This window comes from Nocardia sp. NPDC004604 (assembly GCF_040609795.1).
Taxonomy (GTDB): Bacteria; Actinomycetota; Actinomycetes; order Mycobacteriales; family Mycobacteriaceae; genus Nocardia.
In genome coordinates this window covers 47,901-66,888 of sequence record NZ_JBEXLC010000003.1, presented here as the reverse complement: position 1 = coordinate 66,888, position 18,988 = coordinate 47,901, and the positions used below count along the sequence as shown (strand labels likewise).

Here is an 18,988-nt window from a genome sequence, read left to right as displayed (position 1 = left end):
CCGACAGTTCCATCACCCCACAATCGGCCTTGAAATCCGAACAACTGCGCGACCAGCTCCGAATACTCCAGCACCAGGTAGACATCGAATCCGGCGGGAGATCCAGGGTTCCAACCCGCCGTTGAGATTCTTCAACCAGAGTAATGCTAGCAGTTAACTGTGCTCGGTTTTTGACCTGACGACACCGGGAAACCGCAGGATTGTCGCGGCACCGGGAGCCACGGAATTTACGCTGCTAAATCCCCGTTTACGGCTATGGAGGAGCCCGGAACGGTGCGCTGCGGCTACCCTCCCGCCCCACATCCTCCACACGCAAACCGGCCGACGACGAATACTTTCGCGAATGTCGGCAACGCGGCTGGCTCGAGTGACGTGCCGCGAAACCCCGGCGGAAGAAGCTCCGAGTCGAGGTCGCTATCGGCTTTCACCCGGGTCAGGGCACGCCCCCTCCGGATCGACCTACGCGAATGCACATCGTGGGCGCGGGCAATTGCCGAGGACGGCGCTCAGCACACCGGACGTCGCCGTCGCACCAACCCAGTGCGGCCATGGTGGCACCGATGAGGCGGCCGAACAGCGCGTGCGAGGAACTCGACGGCAGGCCGAACAGCCAGGTCAGCAGATTCCACATCCGGCGCGGAAACTGACCGGTTTGCCGCCGATGCGTCCGGCACTCTTCGGCATTACGGGTCCTAGGCAGCCTGCTGGTCGACGCAGCTGGCGACACCGCCGAAACCCATTTCGACCTGCGCGCATGCCGGAGACATATCGTGCCCCCAGTCGGACTCGAACCGACACTTTGCAGATTTTAAGTCTGCTGCCTCTGCCAATTGGGCTATAGGGGCGCCCGGCTAGCGTACCGACTCGTACTGGCGTACCGGAATTCCCGCTGCAGGCAAGTCCCTCCGGTGTCATCAGAGTGTTCGCGGCGGGGCGGATCGATGATTGGTCCTGTGGCCGCTCGGGGCACAGATCTCTCGGGAGGCAGCTACTCCCGCGTGGTGATCGAGCTGGACGGCGGCGGGCAGTCGGCCGGATCCGGCTCGGGGGCGTTTGCGAGAACGGAGTGTCGGCGGCTGTAGGCGAAGTAGACGACCAGGCCCAGTCCCATCCAGATCACGAAGCGCAGCCAGGTTTCGACCGAGAGGTTGAGCATCAGCCACAGGCAGGCCAGGACGCCGAGGATCGGGAGCAGCGGGACCAATGGGACACGGAAGCCGCGCGGTAGTTCGGGGCGGGTACGACGCAGGATCAGCACGCCGATGGAGACCAGCACGAAGGCGAAGAGGGTGCCGATATTGACCATCTCTTCGAGGGTGCCGAAGTCCACGAAACCGGCGAGCAGGGCGCAGACGATCCCGACGATCACGGTGAGCCGGACCGGCGTGCCGTGTTTGCCGGTGTGCGCGAGGCGGCGCGGCAACAGCCCATCGCGCGACATCGCGAACAGCACGCGGGTCTGCCCGAGGAACATCACCATGACGACCGTGGTGAGTCCGGCGAGCGCGCCGATGGAGATGATGTTCTTGGTCCAGGTGGCGCCGTGCAGTGCGAAAGCCGTTGCCAGCGTTGCCTTATCGCCCGACAGCGCGGTGTAGGGCACCATTCCGGTGAGGATCAGGGATACCGCGACGTAGAGAATGGTGACGATGAGCAGTGAGCCGAGGATGCCACGGGGCAATGCGCGCTGCGGATCCTTGGTCTCCTCCGCGGTGGTCGCGACCACATCGAAGCCGATGAACGCGAAGAACACCAGGCTGGCCGCGGCGAGCAGGCCGTACCAGCCGAAGGTGCTGTGCCCGGCACCGGTGAAGTAGGACAGCAGCGACTGCCGCAGCCCCTCGCCTTCCGCGCCCTGCTGCGACGGCGGGATATATGGCGTCAGATTCGACTTGTCGAAATAGGTGGCGCCGACCACGAGCACCAACGCGATAACGCTCAGCTTGATGGCAACGGCCACCGCCGAAACGCGCGAAGACACCTTGGTGCCGACCGCGAGCAGCACCGCGAGCACGGCGATGAGGAGTACGGCACCCCAGTCGAAGTCGATCGGCCCCAGATGCAGGATCGGCGAATGCGACCCCATCACCTCACCGAGGTATTGCGACCAGCCCTTGGCGACCACCGAAACCGCGAGCGCGAACTCCAGGATCAGGTCCCAGCCGATGATCCAGGCGACGAGCTCACCGAAGGTGGCATAGGAGAAGGTGTACGCGCTGCCCGCGACCGGCACGGTAGAGGCGAATTCGGCGTAGCACAGCGCGGTCAAACCGCAGGCGACGGCGGCGAAGACGAACGCGAGGGAGACCGAGGGTCCGGCCACATTGCCCGCGGTGCGCGCGGTGAGCGTGAAGATGCCAGCACCGACGACCACGGCGACACCGAAGATGGTGAGGTCCCAGGCGGTCAGGTCCTTGCGCAGTTTCGAATCGGGTTCGTCTGTGTCCCGGATGGACTGCTCGACCGATTTGGTGCGGAACAGACCGCCCCATCGAGTTCCTGGGGTCGCCACACTATCTCCTTGCTTGTCGAATGACGGGTTCTCCGCCGATTTGTTCAGTGCACACCGGCCATATGTCGGCTCACCCATGGTGTGAGTGCGACGACGATCGAACCGGCACAGATCGCCACTGCTCCGGTGATACCGAAGTAAGCGAATTCGTGTTCCGCGTCATAGAACCGAGCCAAGGTACCGGACATCGATGTGCCGATGCCAACAGAGAAGAAGTACAGGGCCATCATCTGCGCGCGAAACGCCGCGGGGGCCAGCTGGGTGGTCACCGAGAGGCCGATCGGTGAGAGCAGCAGCTCCGAAACCGCGAAGGCACCCATGATGAGCAGCACCGCAAGTGCCGGGACGGATTTTCCGCTTCCGCCCGAGAACAGCACGAACAACCAGAACGCCAGGCCCATGCCGATGACGCCGAGGGCGAATTTGCGCGGTGTGCTCGGCGCGCGATTGCCGAGTTTGGTCCACATCAGCGCGAACAGCGGCGACAGGCAGATGATCCACACCGGCTCGACCGAGCCGATCCAGTTCGACGGCGGGGTCCAGCCGAAGATGCGCCAGTTCATCCGCTCGTCGGAGTAGACCGCGAGCACGGTGAAGATCTGCTGGAACAGCGACCAGAAGACCGCATTCGCGATGAACAGCGGAATGAACGCGCGAACCCGACTGCGCTCGATCGGCGTCACCCTGGCGCTGGTCAGCATGATCACGAAGTAGGCGAGCGAGGCCGCGATGATGACACCGGTGGTGACCTCGGAGAGGTTGTCCAGCGTCACCAGCCCGCTGACCAGCGCCAGCGCGATCACGATGGCCGCACCGGACACGACCCCGGCGACCGGCCCGACGGCGCCGCGCGGCAGCGGATTGGGCACATGCCGGCCCGCGGTGCCGAGGTTGCGCCGGAACACCACGTACTGGGTGAGCCCGACCGCCATACCGACCGCGGCCGCGCCGAAGCCGTAGTGGAAGCCCCAATGCCGCTGCAGCAGACCGGTCAGCAGCGGTCCGGTGAACGCGCCGAGGTTGATGCCGAGATAGAACAGCGTGAATCCGCCGTCGAAGCGCGGATCACCCGGCCGGTAGAGGGTGCCGAGCAGCGAGGATGCATTGGCCTTCAGTCCGCCGCTGCCGAGGGCGACCAGGACCAATCCGACCCCGACACCGGTCAGTCCCGGCAGGATCGCCAGCGCGATATGTCCGGCCATCACCACGACGCCGCCGTAGAAGACGGTGCGCTCCATGCCGATCAGCCGGTCGGCGACCCACCCACCGAGCACCGTGGACAGATACACCAGCCCGCCATAGGCGCCGACGATCCCGACCCCGGTGCTCTGCGACAGACCGAGTCCACCTTCGGCCGTCGAGTAGTAGAGGTAGTACCCCAGGATGGTGAGCATCCCGTAGAACGAGAAGCGTTCCCAGAGTTCGACTCCGAAGAGGTTGGTCAACCCGATGGGGTGGCCGAACAGGGTCCGCTCCCTGATCGGTTGCTCCATCATTGCTGCTTCGGACATGCTGAGACCATCCCATATAGGCAGAAAATTTCCGGCATCCTGAACAAAGTTTCCCTGTTCATGCGCGATGTCACGCAACCCACCCGTGCTGCAGGTCATAGCAAATCGCTGTCCGGCCGAAACTTCGTGGAAGTACCCGACTGATTGGTCAGGCTAGCGAATTCTAGGCAATGTCGAATATTCGTCGGCACCCACCCAGTGACCTGGCTCGGCATCGACAACGCTCGACGAGAAGCCGCCGGAATTTCCCGGTAGAGTGCGCCTCGCTGGACGGGGAACCCTCGTTTGTTGGCTGGACGGGGGAACCTGATGAAGTATTCGAGCGCGCAGGCTGCACTGTTCCTCGCCGTGATCATCACACTGGTATCGCTGCTCGGCACCGGATGCGCGCCGGTATCCGCGGTGGACGGCGAACAATCCGATCTCATCGTCGGATCGGCGCAGGAGCCCCCGCTCACGGCCAATACCCTGCACGCCGATCTGCGGCTCGCACCGTTGCAGTGTGAGCTGCCACCGGTCGAGATGAGCGCGTCCGGCCAGCGACAGTTCGTGCAGACCATGCTGGACTGCCTTGCCAAGGTGTGGGACTCGCCGCTGCGCTCCGCCGGTATGTCCGTCGCACCGCTGGAACTCGTCGTGGTGGACAGCGTGGTATCCGGCTGCTCGAAACAGGTCCGGCCGACCGATGCGGCGTTCTACTGCGGTGGCAGTGTGTACTGGCCCGCCGACGATCCGATCCATCAGGGCTGGGGTTCGCTGCTCGAGCACTATCTGCTGTTCGTCGTGATGCACGAATACGGGCACCACCTGCAGTCCTCCACCGGCATCCTGCGCACGGCCGACCGGGATATCGATACCGCGGGCGAGCGGTCACCGGTCGGACTCGAACTCAGCCGACGCATCGAACTACAGGCCCAGTGCCTGGCCGGAGTGATGTTGGCGGCGGCGCAATCCGGCGGCATGTTGACGCCGAGCGCGGCCGACGAGCTGATCGATATCCAATCCGATGTCGCGGAGGATCCGGCCCACGGCACCGGCACGAACAGCAGGCGCTGGGTCGAAACCGGCTACCGCACCGCCTCGACCTCGTCGTGCAATACCTGGGCGGCAACGCCGGACGAGGTGGAGTGAACGAATCCGATCGACCGCACGGGTCGCCGGTAGCGCCTCAGGCGATGGACATGGCGATGCCGTCGAGGATGTCGTGTTCGCTGACGATGAGGGCGGATATGTCGGCGCGGCGGGATAATTCGTAGGCGAGCACCTCGGTGATGACGGCGCCGCCGCCGATCACATCGACCCGGCCCGGATGCATGGGGCCGAGGGCGGCCCGCTCATCGTGGTTCATGCCGATCAGGCGGTCGCAGACGTCGCGGACCTGATCCAGGGTCAGGCTGGTGAGATGGACCCGCTCCGAATCGTATTCGGGCAGATCGAGGGCGACGGCAGCGAGCGTGGTCATAGTGCCCGCGACACCGACCCAGGTGTGCGCGCCGTCGACGGGAACCTTGTCGAAGGCCTCGGATAGTCGTTCGGTGGCGAATTCCCGTGCGGCGGAGACCTGTTCGGCGGTCGGCGGATTACCCGGCAGGCACCGCTCGGTAATGCGGACGCAGCCGATATCGGCAGAGAACGCGGCGCGCACACCGTCGCTATTGCCGACGACCAGTTCGGTGGAACCGCCCCCCAGATCGACGACGATGAAAGGTCCCGCGTCGCCGGCCAATTCGCCGACGGCGCCGGTGAAGGACAGCCGCGCCTCCTCGTCACCGGTGATCACCTCTGCCTCCGCACCCGGCACCACGGTGCCGAGTTCGGCACGGGCCATGGCGAAGAAGTCCTCGCGGTTCGCGGCATCGCGGGTGGCCGAGGTGGCGACCATGCGCACCCGGCTGACGCCCGCCTCCCGCATCATCGCGACATAGTCGGCGAGCGCGATCCTGGTGCGCTCGATGGCCTCGGGTGCGAGCGCACCGGTCGCGTCCACACCCTGGCCGAGCCGGACGATGCGCATCTCGCGGTGCACATCCGCCAGTCGGCCGTCGCCGAGCACATCGGCGATCAATAGTCGGATGGAATTGGTGCCGCAATCCACGGCCGCTACCCGGTCACTCATTTTCGCTCCGCTCGTTTTCGTGCCCGTCGGCTGGCGGGTGGGGCCGCTCGTACTTCGGCCAATCGGCGGGAATCGCGGTGCCGCGCAAGCCGTGATCGGCCGCCATCGCTACCGCTTCATCGCCGAACGGATTGACACCGGGACCCTTGGCCAGCGCGTGCGCGATCAGCACATGCAAGCATTTCACCCGCTCCGGCATCCCGCCACCGGTGAAATCGGTGCCGAGCGACTCGATGGCATTGCGTTCGGCCAGATAGCTCTCATGCGCGGCGCGGTAGGCGGCGGCCAATTCCGAGTCGGTGGCGAGGCGTTCGGTCATTTCCCGCATGACGCCAGCGGATTCCTGACGACTCGCCTCGGCGGTGAGCCGCGGATCGGTCAGGTAGTACAGGGTCGGGAAGGGGGTGCCGTCGGGCAGGCGCGGCGCGGTCTTGACCACCGCGGGCAGCCCGTCCGGGGTGCGGTAGGCGACGGCGAGCACGCCGCGCGGTGCGCGCCCGAGCTGCTCGGCGATGATCTCGAGATCGCGGTCGGTCGGTGCGGTCACCTCGGTCCTTCCGGTGCTGGAGTCGGCGCGGCAGGCGGTCCGGCCGGTGCGGCCGCGGGTGGCGCCGGGGCCTGCTGCGGTTGGGAGATACTGCGCCACAGCTCGGTGTACCAAGGCTCGGGCGCCTTCGACTGGGTCGGTGCGGCGGGTGGCGCGGGCGCCTCGATACCGGGCACCTGCACGATGTAAGGCGTCTCGCCCGGCATGACCAGCCGCAACCGGTCCCTGGCCTCGGAGCGGACGTAGGCCGGATCCTGTTGCTGGGCCCGGCGATCCCGCAACTTGGCGAGATCGGCCTCGAGTTCGATGCGCTCCTGCGCGAGGTGCGCGGCCTCGGCACGCTGGGTGAAGTAGGTGCGCAGCGGCACGGCCAGGGTCAGTGCCAGGGCGCACACCACAATGGCCAGGATGACCGCCTTGCCGGTCGAGAGCCCGAGGATGGTGCGATCGTGCTCGGCGACGCGCGGTTTTGCGCGCCGCGCCTCGGCCTTCTTCTCGCCGGGTTCGGAGCGCCTGCGGGTCGTCCGTTTCGGCGCGGCCGCCGGGGATTCGGCCGACGGGCGCGATCTGGCAGAGCGCGACGTGCGGCGGTTCCCACGTCCGGCCGGACTGGATCCACGCGCACGTCGCTCTGTCATACCGTCACCCTGTATCTACCTGTATCCGATTGCGGTGCTCCCAGGCCCTTGATGGTTACGCAGGCTGATCGTTTCGAGCGACCTGCAAGCAGTCGCTACGGCTGATCGTTTCGAGCGACCTGCAAGCAGTCGCTACGGCTAGCCTCCGGACCCGTCGCTCACACCGCGATCGACTAGCCCTCGAACGCGAACCGCGGGAACGCGACGTCACCCGCGTACCGTGCGGAATCGCCGAGAGCGTCCTCGATGCGCAGCAGCTGGTTGTACTTGGCGACGCGCTCGCTGCGCGCCGGAGCACCGGTCTTGATCTGGCCGCTGCCCACCGCGACCGCGAGGTCGGCGATGGTGGTGTCCTCGGTCTCGCCGGACCGGTGGCTCATCATCGTCTTGTAGCCGTTGCGGTGCGCGAGTTCGACGGCGTCGAGGGTCTCGGTGAGCGTGCCGATCTGGTTGACCTTCACCAGCAGCGCATTGGCCGCGCCCTTGGTGATGCCCTCCTCCAGGCGCTCGGGGTTGGTGACGAACAGGTCGTCACCGACGAGCTGCACCTTGTCGCCGATCTGATCGGTCAGCGCGATCCAGCCGTCCCAGTCGTCCTCCGACAGCGGGTCCTCGATGGAGACCAGCGGGTAGGCGGCGAGAAGTTCGGCGTAGAACTGCGCCATATCGGCGGCCGAGCGCACGCTGCCCTCGAATTTGTAACCGGTGCCCGCGGTGTAGAACTCGGTCGCGGCGACATCGAGCGCGAGCGCGACATCGGCGCCCAGCTTCAGACCGGTCTTCGCGATGGCGACGCCGATCAGGTCGAGGGCTTCCTTGGTGCCAGCGACGGACGGCGCGAAGCCACCCTCGTCACCGAGACCGGTGGACAGACCCTTGGCCTTCAGCACCGACTTGAGCGCGTGGTAGACCTCGGCGCCCCAGCGCAGCGATTCCTTGAAGGTCGGCGCGCCGATCGGGGCGACCATGAACTCCTGGACGTCGACGCCGCTGTCCGCGTGCGCACCACCGTTGAGGATGTTCATCATCGGCACCGGAAGCACATGTGCGTTCGGGCCGCCCAGGTAGCGGAACAGCTCGAGGCCCGAGGATTCGGCGGCGGCGCGGGCCACGGCGAGCGAGACGCCGAGCAGGGCATTGGCGCCGAGGCGGGACTTGTCCGGGGTGCCGTCCAGATCCAGCAGGACCTGGTCGACGGTGCGCTGCTCGACCGCGTCGAGTCCGATGACGGCGGGCGCGATTTCGTCGAGGACACCCTCGACGGCCTTGCGCACACCCTTACCGCCGTAGCGCTCACCGCCGTCGCGCAGTTCGACGGCCTCGTGCTCGCCGGTGGAGGCGCCCGAAGGCACGGCAGCCCGGGTCAGGGTGCCGTCGTCGAGGGCGATCTCGACCTCGACGGTGGGGTTTCCACGAGAATCCAGGATCTCGCGAGCTCCGACCTGTTCGATGATGGCCACGAAAACGACACTCCTTCGGCTGCTGGCACGGTAGGTCTGACGGGAAGGGCCGTGCGTCTGCGAGCCTAGCGTCCTCGCGGACTGTGCAGTAACCGGCACTCCGACGAATCCCGTCTTATCGTCGCGGGAATCGCCCGTCGTTTCGTCCAGTGGGTGATCATGTCGTCCAATGGGTGATCATGCCCGGCGTCCGACGCTGTACGCGGCGGCGCGATCGCGGACCGTCCGCAGATACACATTGGATTGGTTGTAGGTCAATAGAGCTTGCTGCCAGCCGCGCTCGGAGGTCAGGTCGCCGCCGCTCGCGCACAGGTATCGGGCCGCGGTGAGTGCGGCGTCATCGATATTCTGCGGGTCGGCAATGCCGTCACCGTTGGCGTCGACACCCCAGCGCTTCCAGGTCTCCGGAATGAATTGCAGTGGGCCGAGGGCCCGGTCGTAGTCCGGATCGCCGTCGAGCTTGCCGCCATCGGTGTCCTGGACCAGGGCCACACCCGGCGAACCGTTCAGCGGGATACCGATGATCGGCGGGCGCACGGTGCCGTCGGCATCGACCCCCGAACCGCGATGGCTGCCGTGTTTGCTCTCCACGCTGGCGATCCCCGCAATGGTGGTCCATGCGATCCCGCAATCGGGCCGGGACCTGCCCATAATCGCCGCGGCATAGCCGTAGGCCTCCAGCGCGACGCTCGGAATGCCGAGTTTGTCGGATTGCTCCTCGGCCCAGTCGCGCAATTGCACGGCGGTGCGGCCGGGGGCGTCCAGGTCGATCACCGGCAACGGCGTACCCGGACCGGGCGGGATGCCCTCGGGAATGGGCGGCAACGTGCGTTCGGTGCCGCAACCGGCGAGCACAAGGGTCACCATTGCGGTGGCCAATACGCCGGTCAGCTTCGCGAGCACCCCTCCATCATCCAGATCCGAACGACCACACCCGCGGTACGCGCATCGCGGCCAGCCGAGCGCCATATTGCCCCCCTCCGATGGCGCATGCCCCAGCCGTCACGCGCTCCGTGATCCGAGAGTACCGAGCAAACCGCCGTTGGAGCTGTCGCGAAAAGCCCTCGCATACCTAATGCGCATCATGCATATGCTGCGCCGGGGTCGGCGGCTAACCAAGAAGTTCGCGGGTCGCGGGGTGCGCCGGAGTAGTGAGCACCTTTGTCGCCGAGCCGGATTCGACGATGCGGCCCTGGTCGAGGACGATGACGTGCGAGCAGTGGCCGGTGATCAGGGCCACGTCGTGGGTGATGACGAGTAGGCCGGTGCGGTGTTCGGCGCGGATGCGGTCCAGCAGCATCATGATGGCGACGGCGGTGTCGTGGTCAAGGGCGGAAGTGATCTCATCGCAGACCAGCACCGCCGGATCGGCCGCGAGCGCCCTGGCCAGGGCAACACGCTGACGCTGACCGCCGGAGAGTTCGTGGGGATAGCGGGTCGCCAATTCCGGCGCGAGCTCGACCGAGTCCAGCAGATCGATAACACGTTGCGCCAGTGATCGTTTCGGTACCTTGCCGATACGGCGCAGTGGGCGGCCGAGCGTCTCGGCGACGGTTCGGCGTGGATTGAGCGCGGACCGCGGATTCTGGGTGACCAGCTGAATACCATTGCGGCCGTGACGTGTTCGTCGGCGCGGACCGACCGGAATCGGCTCACCGGCAAGCTCGAGTGAGCCGGTCGCCGCGTGGTGCAGACCGGCGATCACCCGCGCGAGAGTGGTCTTACCCGCGCCGGAAGCCCCGGCAACCGCGAGTGCCGAGCCGCCGGACAGGACGAGATCGATACCCGCCAGCACCTGCTGCCCGTCGATCGATGCGCCGATATCCCGTGCACGCAGCAGGGGTTCCGGACTATCTCCTGAGCGCAGTATCACCGCATCCTGCGCATCCGGGTCGGGCCGCTCGAGCACTTCGACAGCGCCCGCCCGAACCACTGCGACGTCAGATCCGGCCGATGCCACCGACTCGGACTCCGCCTTCGTGTCAGACATCGGATACCGGTGCGCCGCCGCGTCCACCTGGCTCGGCGAGCCAGCCGGCTTGTGCACCGTAGTCGAATCGATCACCGCGTCGCCGATCCCCTCCGCAAGATCGGCGGGCAGGTCCAGCCAGGTATCGAGCACCGGGCGTCGTGCCACCGACAGCTCGACACGATCGTTCGACGAAGCGCCGATCTCGTTCGGCTGCGGCGAGTTCGACGCTACCGAACGGATCGGACCAGCAACACCGCCGATGCCGGTCGCGCCGAGTTCGACCACGTTATCGGCGATGGCGTGAATGGTCGCCGTGTCGTGTCCGGAGAGCAGGATGGCCGCTGCGCGCTCGGCGGCGATATCGGCCAGCAGGCGGGCGATTTCGGTGCGCAGGGCGCCGTGCAGACCAGCGAGCGGTTCGTCGAGGATGAGTATTCCGGTATTGCGGACCAGGGCACGGGCGAGCGCGACTCGGCGCTGCTGACCGCCGGAGAGTTCGCCGGGGCGGCGGCGCAGGTGTTCGGCGGACAGGCCGACCAGTTCCAGGGTTTCGGATACGGCCGCCTTTGAATGGCTCACCTCATCGAGCAGGGTGCGCACCCGCATCAACGGATTGAGGGCGGAACCGGGATCCTGTCCGACATAGGCAACGTTGGTACGCCGGAATCGTTGCAGTGTAGTGGGATTCAGCGCCAACACATCAAACCCGGCGACCGTGGCCGAACCCGCGCAGCGGATGGCTCCCGTCGGTAGGTGCCCGAGCAGGGCGCGCATCAATGTGGTCTTGCCCGATCCGGAGGGACCGGTCAGTGCGGTGACCGTGCCCGCGGCGATACGGAATGTGGTGGGCCCGAACAACTCCTGACCATTCGAACCGCGCACCATCAGTGCCTCGACGACGACCGGGTCACTCATCCTCGTCCCTCCAGCACATCGGGGATGGCGTCTGCACTGCGCGGACGCCGCGTAGCCCATCGCCGAGGCGCGCCCGGCCCGCGGTGCTCGAAGCTCGTGACCGCGACATTCACGCTCACCGCGACCACCGCGATCGCCAGGCTCGGGGCCAGCACCGACCAGGGGTTGAGCAGCATGCCGGAGGCGTTCTCGCGCACCATGACGGCCCAGTTGCTCGCGCCGAGCGTGGTCGGCAATTGCAGAAATGAAGCGGTGCTGACCACATAAACGCCCTCGACAAAGCGCAGGCCGAGTTGAGCGGCCAGCACTTCGCGCAGATTCGGGATCACCTCGCGAAACACCAAATGCGGCAGCGTCTCGCCGCTGGCCTGGGCAGCTTCGACATAACCACTGGCGGCCACGCCAGCCGCGGCAGCCGCGAAAACCCTTGCGCAGTACGGGGTGCCGAAGAGCAGGGCCACCACGATCAAGCCGTACACACCCGCGTCCGGCCAGGACGTGAGCACCAGCAGGATGCCGAGGACGGCCGGGAGCAAGATCGCGAAGTCGGCGGCACCTTCGATCACCGCGCCGACCCGAGGACGCAGCGCCGCGATGGTGCCGAGCACGCAGGCCAGTGCCGTCACCGCGACCGCGATCACCGCGGCCAGCAACAGCAGACCCCAACCGCCATACAGCAATTGGGTGAGCACATCGCGTCCGATCCGATCCGTTCCCAACGGGGCATCCGCACCTGGCCGGGCGAACGGAATGCCGACCGCCTGCTCAGCGGGCCGAGTCGCCAGCGTCGGCCCGAGCGCGGCGGCAACTACCACGAGCAGCGCGGGCACCACGGTGAGCAGCCGAATTTTCGTCATATCCGCCCTCGCAATGCCCAAGCCCGAATACCATCCGCCGCCGCCAACATCGCCATAATGACCACGCCGGTCAGCGCGACCACCGCGGCGATCAGCGAGGAGTCCCGATCGGCCACCGAACTCGCCAGCACCGCACCGAGTCCCGGATAGTTGAAGATGGTCTCGACCACCAGCGCACCACCGAGCAGCATGCCGACCGTGGTCGCGAAACTCGCCACGATGGTCGGCAGGGCGAACGGCAGTACATGCCGGGTCAATACCGTTGTGGTCGAAAGTCCGTCCAGTACTGCACTTTCCACATGCGGTGCCCCAGCCGCGTCCAGCAGCGCCGCGCGCACCACCCGGGTGTTCCAGCCGATCTGCGGTATCGCCAGCGCGAGCACCGGCAGCACCAACATGTCGGGGCTGGCCGGAAAGCCCGAGCGACCGGTGATGGTGACGGCGGGCAGCCATCCGGCGCCCAACGAGAACACCAGGATCAGCAATGTCGCGATGACGAACTCCGGAATCGCCGCGGCCGCTGTGGTAGTCGGTTGCAGGAACCGGGTCGAGATATCTCGCCGGGCCGCCCACCAGCTGCCGAGCAACAGTGATGCCACCACCGTTAGCAGGAGGGCGAGTCCACCGAGCAGCAGCGTCGGCGGGAACTTGTCGGCTAGTAGCTCATTGATAGATCGCCCACGCGCAGTCCGGCCGAAATCGCCGGTCGCCACACCGGATAGCCACTCGACGAAGCGAGCGGGCAGCGGACGATCCAATCCCAGTTCGTGTTCCTTCGCCGCGATCCGCTCCGCGGTGGCGTCGCGGCCGAGCACAGCGCTGGCCGCACTCCCCGGCAGCAGGTCGACGGCCACGAACACCGTCGCCAGCAGCGCGATCAGCAGGATGACCCGCCGGACGAGGAGTCGGGCGAACGACATCACTGCGCGAGCCAGGCCCGTTCCAACTGCACCCTGGCGAAGCCGCCGAGCGTCGGCACATCGCGCACCCGGGACGCGGCGATATCGATACCGTCGGCCATGCCCCAGACCAGATAGCCGCCGCGCGCGTATTCGATCCGCTGCACCTCGCGACAAGCCGTCGCGTACTCCGAATCATCGGGCGCGGCCAGGGCTTTGGTGGTGGCAGCATCGAATTCGGCATCCTTGAAACCGGTTTCGTTGCGATCGGAGCCCGAGGACATCAGCTTGGTCGCGAAGAACAGCGCGGAATCATTGGTGCCCCAGGAGACCGTGTACAGCGGCGCCTTCAACCAGGTCTCGTCGTAGAAGGTGTTCGGCTCCTGGGTCAGGACCTCGAGGCGCAGTCCGATATCGGCCAACTGCGTGGCGATCACCTTCGCCGATTCGACCTCACCGGGGGCCTCGGCCTTGGTGCGCAGCTGGTAGCCGCGAGCGGTATCGAACCCGGCATCGCGCAGCAGCGTCTTCGCACGCTCCACATCGCGGGTCCGCTGCGCAATGGTGTTGTCGTACAACGGATCCCCGGTGCCGAGGACGTCGTTGGCGATCGTGCCGTAACCCGAATGCACCTGATCGACCAGGGCCTTCCGATCGACCCCCAACCGAATTGCCTCACGCACCCGAGCATCGGCGAACGGCCCGTCGGAGGTCCGCATCGCGACCCCGACCATGGTGTCGTTCGGCCGCCGGACCACCCGCAGATCGCCGCGCCCATCGGCAGTGCGTCCCGCGATCGCACCGACATTGGACGCCAGATCGATCTGCCCGCCGAGCACCGCATTCCCCAGTGACGTCACGCTGTCGAACATGGTGACCTCGATGGCATCCAGCAGCGGTACCGGACCGTGCCAGCGGTCATTGCGCACCAGCCGGGCATTGCCACTCTGATAGGACTCCAACCGGAACGGACCGGTGCCGATGGCCTTGGTGAAATCGGTGGTGTCCTTCTTGACGGTGAAGGTCATCAGCCGAACCAGCAGCGGCAGTTGGGAATTCGATTCGGGCAGCGCGATCACCACCCGGTTCGGGCCGTCGGCGGTGATGTCCGCCACGGCGGCAGGCATTTTCGACGCACCACCCACGGTGCGCAGCCTGCGCAGCGACCACACGACATCCTCGGAGGTCACCGGGGATCCGTCGTGGAAGGTCGCACCGTCGGCAATGCTGAAGCTCCAGCGGCGGCGCTGCGCATCGGATTCCCACCGGTTGGAAAGGCGCGCAGCAACATTCGGGTCCGCGCCCGGTACCGTGAGCGCGTCGTACACCAGCGAGGCGATAAGGAAGTCGCTGTCATTGCTGAGATTCGCGTGCGGATCGCGTTCGATGCGCGCCGCGCTGCCGAGCGCACCGACCCGCAGGGTGCCACCGCGACGCGCGGGCCCACCGGAATCGCCGCCGTCCGAGCACGCGGCAGCCAACAGCACCGCGCCGACGCCCAGTCCCGATCGCAGGAGTTGTCGTCGATTCCATTCCATGGTGCCGCCCTCCTCGAGCATTCGAGTTACCGCGCGATCGCAAAACCGTAGCCAATCGAGCTAGGACAGGCTAGCCTAAGAGCGGTCCAGTCGTTGGACTTTGCTCCGCCGCAAGACTCGGGCGCCCCCCGAGAACGATGCCGCAAATTAGCTACACCCAGCAACGCCGAGTCTTAACCTCAGTCATGCGCGCTTGCTATTTCTCACGACTCGCTTAGGTAAGGCTTGCTTAAGTCACCCAGAGGCGCTAGCTTCGCAGATCGAATCGTCACAACCCCGCTTTTCGACCGATGCGAAGAAGGGATTCCTGGTGAAAGGCGTTCTCTCCGAACGTAAGACGCTTCACCCACTGGAAATCGAACGCCGCGAGCTACCAACCGCCGCCGGATATGCGGTACGCGCGCTCGCCCGTGAGATATGTATCACAATCGACTCCTGGCCCGATGGCACGGCCGATACCGCGCGCACGCTGACCGATCCGGCATTGCTCGAGCAAATCGATGCCCGAGTCGGCGAGTTGCCCGATGCGGTGCGCGTCGCCATGCGCCCGCCCGCCACCGCCGCGGGTGCCACCATCGTCGGCACACTGCCTTTGACCGATGCCGAATTCGGCCCGACACCACCGAGTTGGGTCGAGGCGGCCCGCTGGAGCGGTGACGCCGAACGTCGCGCGAGCTCATTCGAACTCGATGTCGTCATGCTGCTGCTCGCCCGCAGCGCGGGTGAACCGTTCGGCTGGCAGGGCCAGCAGGGCGGACGTCTCGTCAACAACATCGTGCCCTCCCCCGGCCATGAGCACGAACAGTCGGGTGCGAGCAGTAGAACCCTGCTCAGCCCGCATACCGAGGACGCATTCCACCCGGACCGGGCCAATCTGCTGATGCTGGCATGCCTGCGCAACCCGGACCATGTCGGCACCACCGTCTCCTCGGTGCGCCGGACCGAACTCTCCGACGACGAGCGCCGACTGCTGCGCACGCCGACGCTGCCGATCCTGCCCGACGTCTCCTACGGCACCGGCCACGAGCACTACCGCGCCACCCCGCTGCCGACCCTGTGGAGCACCGAATCAGACGGCGACACAGCGGATTTGACGCTGCGCTACGATCCGGCATACACCCCGCTCGACGATGCCGACACGGAATTCCGGCTGGCCTACGCGCGCCTCACCGCGGAGCTCGAGCGCGTCTGCGCAACCGCCGCGCTCGCCCCTGGCGAACTCCTATTGGTGGACAATGACGTCGCGGTACACGGTCGGGTACCGTTCACCGCGCGCTACGACGGCACCGACCGCTGGCTCAAGCGCGTCAATATCCGCCTGCCAGAACGACAACGGCGAGCCGCCGAGGCCGACGAAGATGGTTATGGGCAACGGATCGTCGCCCCGTTCCGAGCGGTGAGCAACCCGCCCGCGAGCGCTGGTGTACCGGCCCGGGCCACCGCCCGGACCGCAGTGAGGCTGGATACGACAGAACATGATCGAGGAACCGTTGAGCACTCGTGACCGGAGCACACCACTGCGCGTGCTGAGCCGCAGCGATCTTGCGGACGTGCCCATCACGCCCGCCGATGTGGTGCGCGCGGTGGAGGAGGCGTATCTCGCCTTCGCCGCGGGCGATTCGGATAATCCGCGCAAACTCAGCGTGGCGAATCCGGACGGCTGGTCGGTGGCCTACGCCATGCTCGGGCGCGATGGTCGCCGCCGCGTGGTCGCGATGAAGACCTCCTACAAATTCGATCCCGGCCACGATCGCAGCACCAAGCGCTACTACACGACCATCACGCTCTACGACGACACCACCGGCGCGCCGATCGCGATGATGGACTGCGCCAGGGTCGGTGCGCTGCGCACCCCGGCGGTCTCGGCGCTGCTCGTGCGCGAGACCGCACGCCGCGGTGCGGAGAGCGTACTGCTGATCGGCACCGGCACCCAGGGCCGAAATGCCTTGCCGCACTTGCTCGCCGCCAATCCGCAGCTGCGCAAGCTGATGCTCTACGGGACGCATCCGGAGGGCCTGGCGGCGGTGCGCGACCATCTCGCCGCATACAACCCGCACGTGCTGCTGGAGACCGTCGAGGATCCGCGCGCGGCCGCTGGCGCCGCCGATGTGGTGCTGGCCACCGCGGGGCCGGGCACCGAGGTCGCGATCGAATCCGAAGATCTCGCACCGGGATCGACCGTCGTACTCGTCGGCTACGGACTGGCGCCGTCCACCCTGGTCCACGCCGACCGCGTAGTCGCAACCAGCGCTCAGCAAATGGCGCTGACCGGGACCGATATGGTCGGCCCCGACGGCAGGCTGCGACCGGTCGATGCCGAGCTGCCGCAGATCCTCACCCGCCGCGCGATCGCCCGCCGCTCCGACGACGAACGGATCTTCGTCTACAACAGCGGATTGGTGCTCACCGATATCGCCGTCGCGCACGCACTCGCCGAACGGGCCATCGCTGAGGGGCGCGGCACGGAGGTGCCCCTGTGGGACTAGATATCAGCGCGGTCGAGTTCGACAAGACGGTGCCCACCCTCGGCACCGCCGAACCCGACGGCACGCTGGCGTTCGACGACGGCTCGACCCGCGACAAGATCAAGCTGGGTGATCACCCCGCGGAGACAATCGGATCCGCTGATCCTGCGGTGCTGGCGACGGTGCGGGCGCTGCTGAACATCTGCGCGACACCGCTGCCCGCACACACCGACGACTGGGAGCGGCGGTTGCTCGCCGATCCGAATCTGCTGGGCGATATCGCCTTTGCGGTCGGTGGACCGTTCCACGTCATGTATCCCGCGCGAGTCACGGTGAATATCAACGGATTCCGGCAGGCGTTCGAGCGGGCCGGGGTGGATGGCGCGATCTACTACGGTAAGAAGGCGAACAAGGCAGCCTGTGTCGCCCGCGCCTGCGCCGAAAATGGCGCGGGCGTGGATGTTTCGAGCATCGGCGAGCTGACGGCGGCGCTGGCGCAAGGTATTCGCGGCGACGAGCTGATGGTGACCGGGCCCGCCAAATCCGATGATCTGCTGTGGCTGGCGGTCCGGCACGGCGCATTGATCGCGATGGACAGTCTCGGCGAGCTCGAACGATTGGCCGCGTTCACCACCCCGGCCGCGGCGGCCCGGGTACTGCTCCGGGTGCTGCCCGATGGATCGGTCAGCCGGTTCGGCATGACCGCCGACGAACTGGACCACGCGATCTCGATGATCGGCGCTTCCGGCACGGTCGGTCACGAATCGATTCGCCTGCAGGGCTTCAGCTTCCATCTCTCCGGCTATGACGCGATCGCCCGCGCCGAACAGGCCGACGATCTGATCGCCCGCTGCTCGGAAGCGCGCACCCTCGGACATCCGGCCACCACCATCTCCATCGGTGGCGGATTCGGCGTCGACTATGTCGCGGCCACGGCCTGGTCCGAATTCACCGAATGCGCGAACCAGCGATGGTTCCACGCGGGCAAGTCCTTCGATTCGTACTACCCCTACCACTTTCCCGCGCCCGGCCCGGCCATGCTGACCGCGATACTCGAGCATGACGCACTGGCAGTGCGGTTGCGCGACAACGATATCCGGCTCGCCATCGAACCCGGCCGAGCACTGCTCGACCAGGCCGGATCCACGGTGTTCCGGGTACAGGGCAGCAAGACCCGCCACGCGGACGGGCACCCCTACCAACTGCTCACCGTGGACGGCACCAGTCTGAGCCTGTCCGAGCAGTGGTTCGACAGCGAGTACCTGCCCGATCCGACGCTGTGGCCGCCGCGCCCCGGCGAGCCCACTCCGACCTGCGTCGGCGCGGCCAGCTGTCTGGAATCGGACATGCTCAGCTGGCGGCGCATCCCGCTGCCACGGCGGGCCGAGGTCGGCGATCTGTTGATCTACCCGAATACCGCTGGTTACCAAATGGATTCGAATGAGTCGGCATTTCACGAACTGCCGATTCCGCCGAAGGTGATCCTGCACGACACCGGCGATCGACTCCGCTGGACGCTCGACGCCGAATGATCCAGCACCCTTCAACCCACACTCTT

At 66.6% G+C, this 18,988-nt stretch carries 15 protein-coding genes, 1 tRNA gene and 1 pseudogene; 4 read left to right on the top strand and 13 right to left on the bottom strand.

Features of this window, described 5'->3' with window-relative positions:
* Positions 1-535 precede the first annotated feature (535 nt).
* From ABZW16_RS02620 to ABZW16_RS02605, 4 genes and pseudogenes are all read right to left on the bottom strand, one after another.
* A pseudogene (locus ABZW16_RS02620) lies at positions 536-631 on the bottom strand (inorganic phosphate transporter); the annotation flags it as partial.
* Between the two features lie 140 nt (positions 632-771).
* A tRNA-Leu gene (locus ABZW16_RS02615) sits at positions 772-845 on the bottom strand.
* A gap of 143 nt (positions 846-988) precedes the next feature.
* Complete coding sequence (locus ABZW16_RS02610) at positions 989-2,512, bottom strand: amino acid permease (protein WP_354951403.1); 1,524 nt, start codon at positions 2,510-2,512, stop codon at positions 989-991.
* 44 nt (positions 2,513-2,556) lie between these two features.
* Positions 2,557-4,023, bottom strand: coding sequence for a peptide MFS transporter (locus ABZW16_RS02605; protein ID WP_354951401.1), 1,467 nt, complete (start codon positions 4,021-4,023; stop codon positions 2,557-2,559).
* Positions 4,024-4,332: 309 nt separating this feature from the next.
* On the opposite strand from ABZW16_RS02605, the gene ABZW16_RS02600 reads away from it, so the two are divergent.
* Entirely contained in the window at positions 4,333-5,154 is an 822-nt protein-coding gene (locus ABZW16_RS02600) for a neutral zinc metallopeptidase (protein ID WP_354951399.1), read from the top strand.
* 37 nt (positions 5,155-5,191) lie between these two features.
* On the opposite strand, the gene ABZW16_RS02595 is transcribed toward ABZW16_RS02600, so the two are convergent.
* From ABZW16_RS02595 to ABZW16_RS02555, 9 genes are all read right to left on the bottom strand, one after another.
* The gene (locus ABZW16_RS02595; RefSeq protein WP_354951397.1) at positions 5,192-6,139 is read right to left on the bottom strand and encodes a Ppx/GppA phosphatase family protein; all 948 of its coding nucleotides are present in this window, start codon (positions 6,137-6,139) and stop codon (positions 5,192-5,194) included.
* Positions 6,132-6,686: a DUF501 domain-containing protein gene (locus ABZW16_RS02590; protein ID WP_354951395.1), complete on the bottom strand. Its 555-nt coding sequence runs from the start codon at positions 6,684-6,686 to the stop codon at positions 6,132-6,134. The genes ABZW16_RS02595 and ABZW16_RS02590 overlap by 8 nt, the downstream gene beginning before the upstream one ends.
* The gene (locus tag ABZW16_RS02585) at positions 6,683-7,324 is read right to left on the bottom strand and encodes a septum formation initiator family protein (RefSeq protein WP_354951393.1); all 642 of its coding nucleotides are present in this window, start codon (positions 7,322-7,324) and stop codon (positions 6,683-6,685) included. The genes ABZW16_RS02590 and ABZW16_RS02585 overlap by 4 nt, the downstream gene beginning before the upstream one ends.
* A gap of 173 nt (positions 7,325-7,497) precedes the next feature.
* Positions 7,498-8,784: a phosphopyruvate hydratase gene (gene eno, locus ABZW16_RS02580; RefSeq protein WP_354951391.1), complete on the bottom strand. Its 1,287-nt coding sequence runs from the start codon at positions 8,782-8,784 to the stop codon at positions 7,498-7,500.
* 177 nt (positions 8,785-8,961) lie between these two features.
* The gene (locus tag ABZW16_RS02575) at positions 8,962-9,651 is read right to left on the bottom strand and encodes a lytic murein transglycosylase (RefSeq protein WP_354951603.1); all 690 of its coding nucleotides are present in this window, start codon (positions 9,649-9,651) and stop codon (positions 8,962-8,964) included.
* Between the two features lie 244 nt (positions 9,652-9,895).
* Positions 9,896-11,671 (bottom strand): ATP-binding cassette domain-containing protein, encoded by a 1,776-nt coding sequence (locus ABZW16_RS02570; protein WP_354951389.1) that lies wholly within the window; start codon positions 11,669-11,671, stop codon positions 9,896-9,898.
* The gene (locus tag ABZW16_RS02565; RefSeq protein WP_354951387.1) at positions 11,668-12,528 is read right to left on the bottom strand and encodes an ABC transporter permease subunit; all 861 of its coding nucleotides are present in this window, start codon (positions 12,526-12,528) and stop codon (positions 11,668-11,670) included. The genes ABZW16_RS02570 and ABZW16_RS02565 overlap by 4 nt, the downstream gene beginning before the upstream one ends.
* On the bottom strand, positions 12,525-13,448 hold the full coding sequence (locus ABZW16_RS02560) for an ABC transporter permease (RefSeq protein WP_354951601.1): 924 nt from the start codon (positions 13,446-13,448) through the stop codon (positions 12,525-12,527). Before ABZW16_RS02560 ends, ABZW16_RS02565 begins: the two co-directional genes overlap by 4 nt.
* Positions 13,448-14,965, bottom strand: a complete 1,518-nt coding sequence (locus tag ABZW16_RS02555; protein WP_354951385.1) for an ABC transporter substrate-binding protein — start codon at positions 14,963-14,965, stop codon at positions 13,448-13,450. Before ABZW16_RS02555 ends, ABZW16_RS02560 begins: the two co-directional genes overlap by 1 nt.
* Positions 14,966-15,275: 310 nt before the next feature.
* Between ABZW16_RS02555 and ABZW16_RS02550 the strand changes: the two genes are divergently transcribed.
* The 3 genes from ABZW16_RS02550 to ABZW16_RS02540 are packed head-to-tail and all read left to right on the top strand — an operon-like array spanning position 15,276 to position 18,962.
* Complete coding sequence (locus ABZW16_RS02550; protein ID WP_354951383.1) at positions 15,276-16,469, top strand: TauD/TfdA family dioxygenase; 1,194 nt, start codon at positions 15,276-15,278, stop codon at positions 16,467-16,469.
* A complete protein-coding gene (locus ABZW16_RS02545; RefSeq protein ID WP_354951381.1) occupies positions 16,441-17,451 on the top strand; it encodes an ornithine cyclodeaminase family protein in 1,011 nt (336 codons plus the stop codon). The genes ABZW16_RS02550 and ABZW16_RS02545 overlap by 29 nt, the downstream gene beginning before the upstream one ends.
* A complete protein-coding gene (locus tag ABZW16_RS02540) occupies positions 17,442-18,962 on the top strand; it encodes a Y4yA family PLP-dependent enzyme (RefSeq protein WP_354951379.1) in 1,521 nt (506 codons plus the stop codon). Before ABZW16_RS02545 ends, ABZW16_RS02540 begins: the two co-directional genes overlap by 10 nt.
* Positions 18,963-18,988: the final 26 nt, after the last annotated feature.

Bases quoted from the DNA above. Each gene is read 5' to 3' on its own strand.
- ABZW16_RS02560 (WP_354951601.1), bottom strand. From the start codon at position 13,448: ATGTCGTTCGCCCGACTCCTCGTCCGGCGGGTCATCCTGCTGATCGCG.
- ABZW16_RS02555 (WP_354951385.1), bottom strand. From the start codon at position 14,965: ATGGAATGGAATCGACGACAACTCCTGCGATCGGGACTGGGCGTCGGC.
- ABZW16_RS02565 (WP_354951387.1), bottom strand. From the start codon at position 12,528: ATGACGAAAATTCGGCTGCTCACCGTGGTGCCCGCGCTGCTCGTGGTA.
- ABZW16_RS02595 (WP_354951397.1), bottom strand. From the start codon at position 6,139: ATGAGTGACCGGGTAGCGGCCGTGGATTGCGGCACCAATTCCATCCGA.
- ABZW16_RS02585 (WP_354951393.1), bottom strand. From the start codon at position 7,324: ATGACAGAGCGACGTGCGCGTGGATCCAGTCCGGCCGGACGTGGGAAC.
- ABZW16_RS02605 (WP_354951401.1), bottom strand. From the start codon at position 4,023: ATGTCCGAAGCAGCAATGATGGAGCAACCGATCAGGGAGCGGACCCTG.
- ABZW16_RS02545 (WP_354951381.1), top strand. From the start codon at position 16,441: ATGATCGAGGAACCGTTGAGCACTCGTGACCGGAGCACACCACTGCGC.
- ABZW16_RS02570 (WP_354951389.1), bottom strand. From the start codon at position 11,671: ATGAGTGACCCGGTCGTCGTCGAGGCACTGATGGTGCGCGGTTCGAAT.
- ABZW16_RS02600 (WP_354951399.1), top strand. From the start codon at position 4,333: ATGAAGTATTCGAGCGCGCAGGCTGCACTGTTCCTCGCCGTGATCATC.
- ABZW16_RS02575 (WP_354951603.1), bottom strand. From the start codon at position 9,651: ATGGTGACCCTTGTGCTCGCCGGTTGCGGCACCGAACGCACGTTGCCG.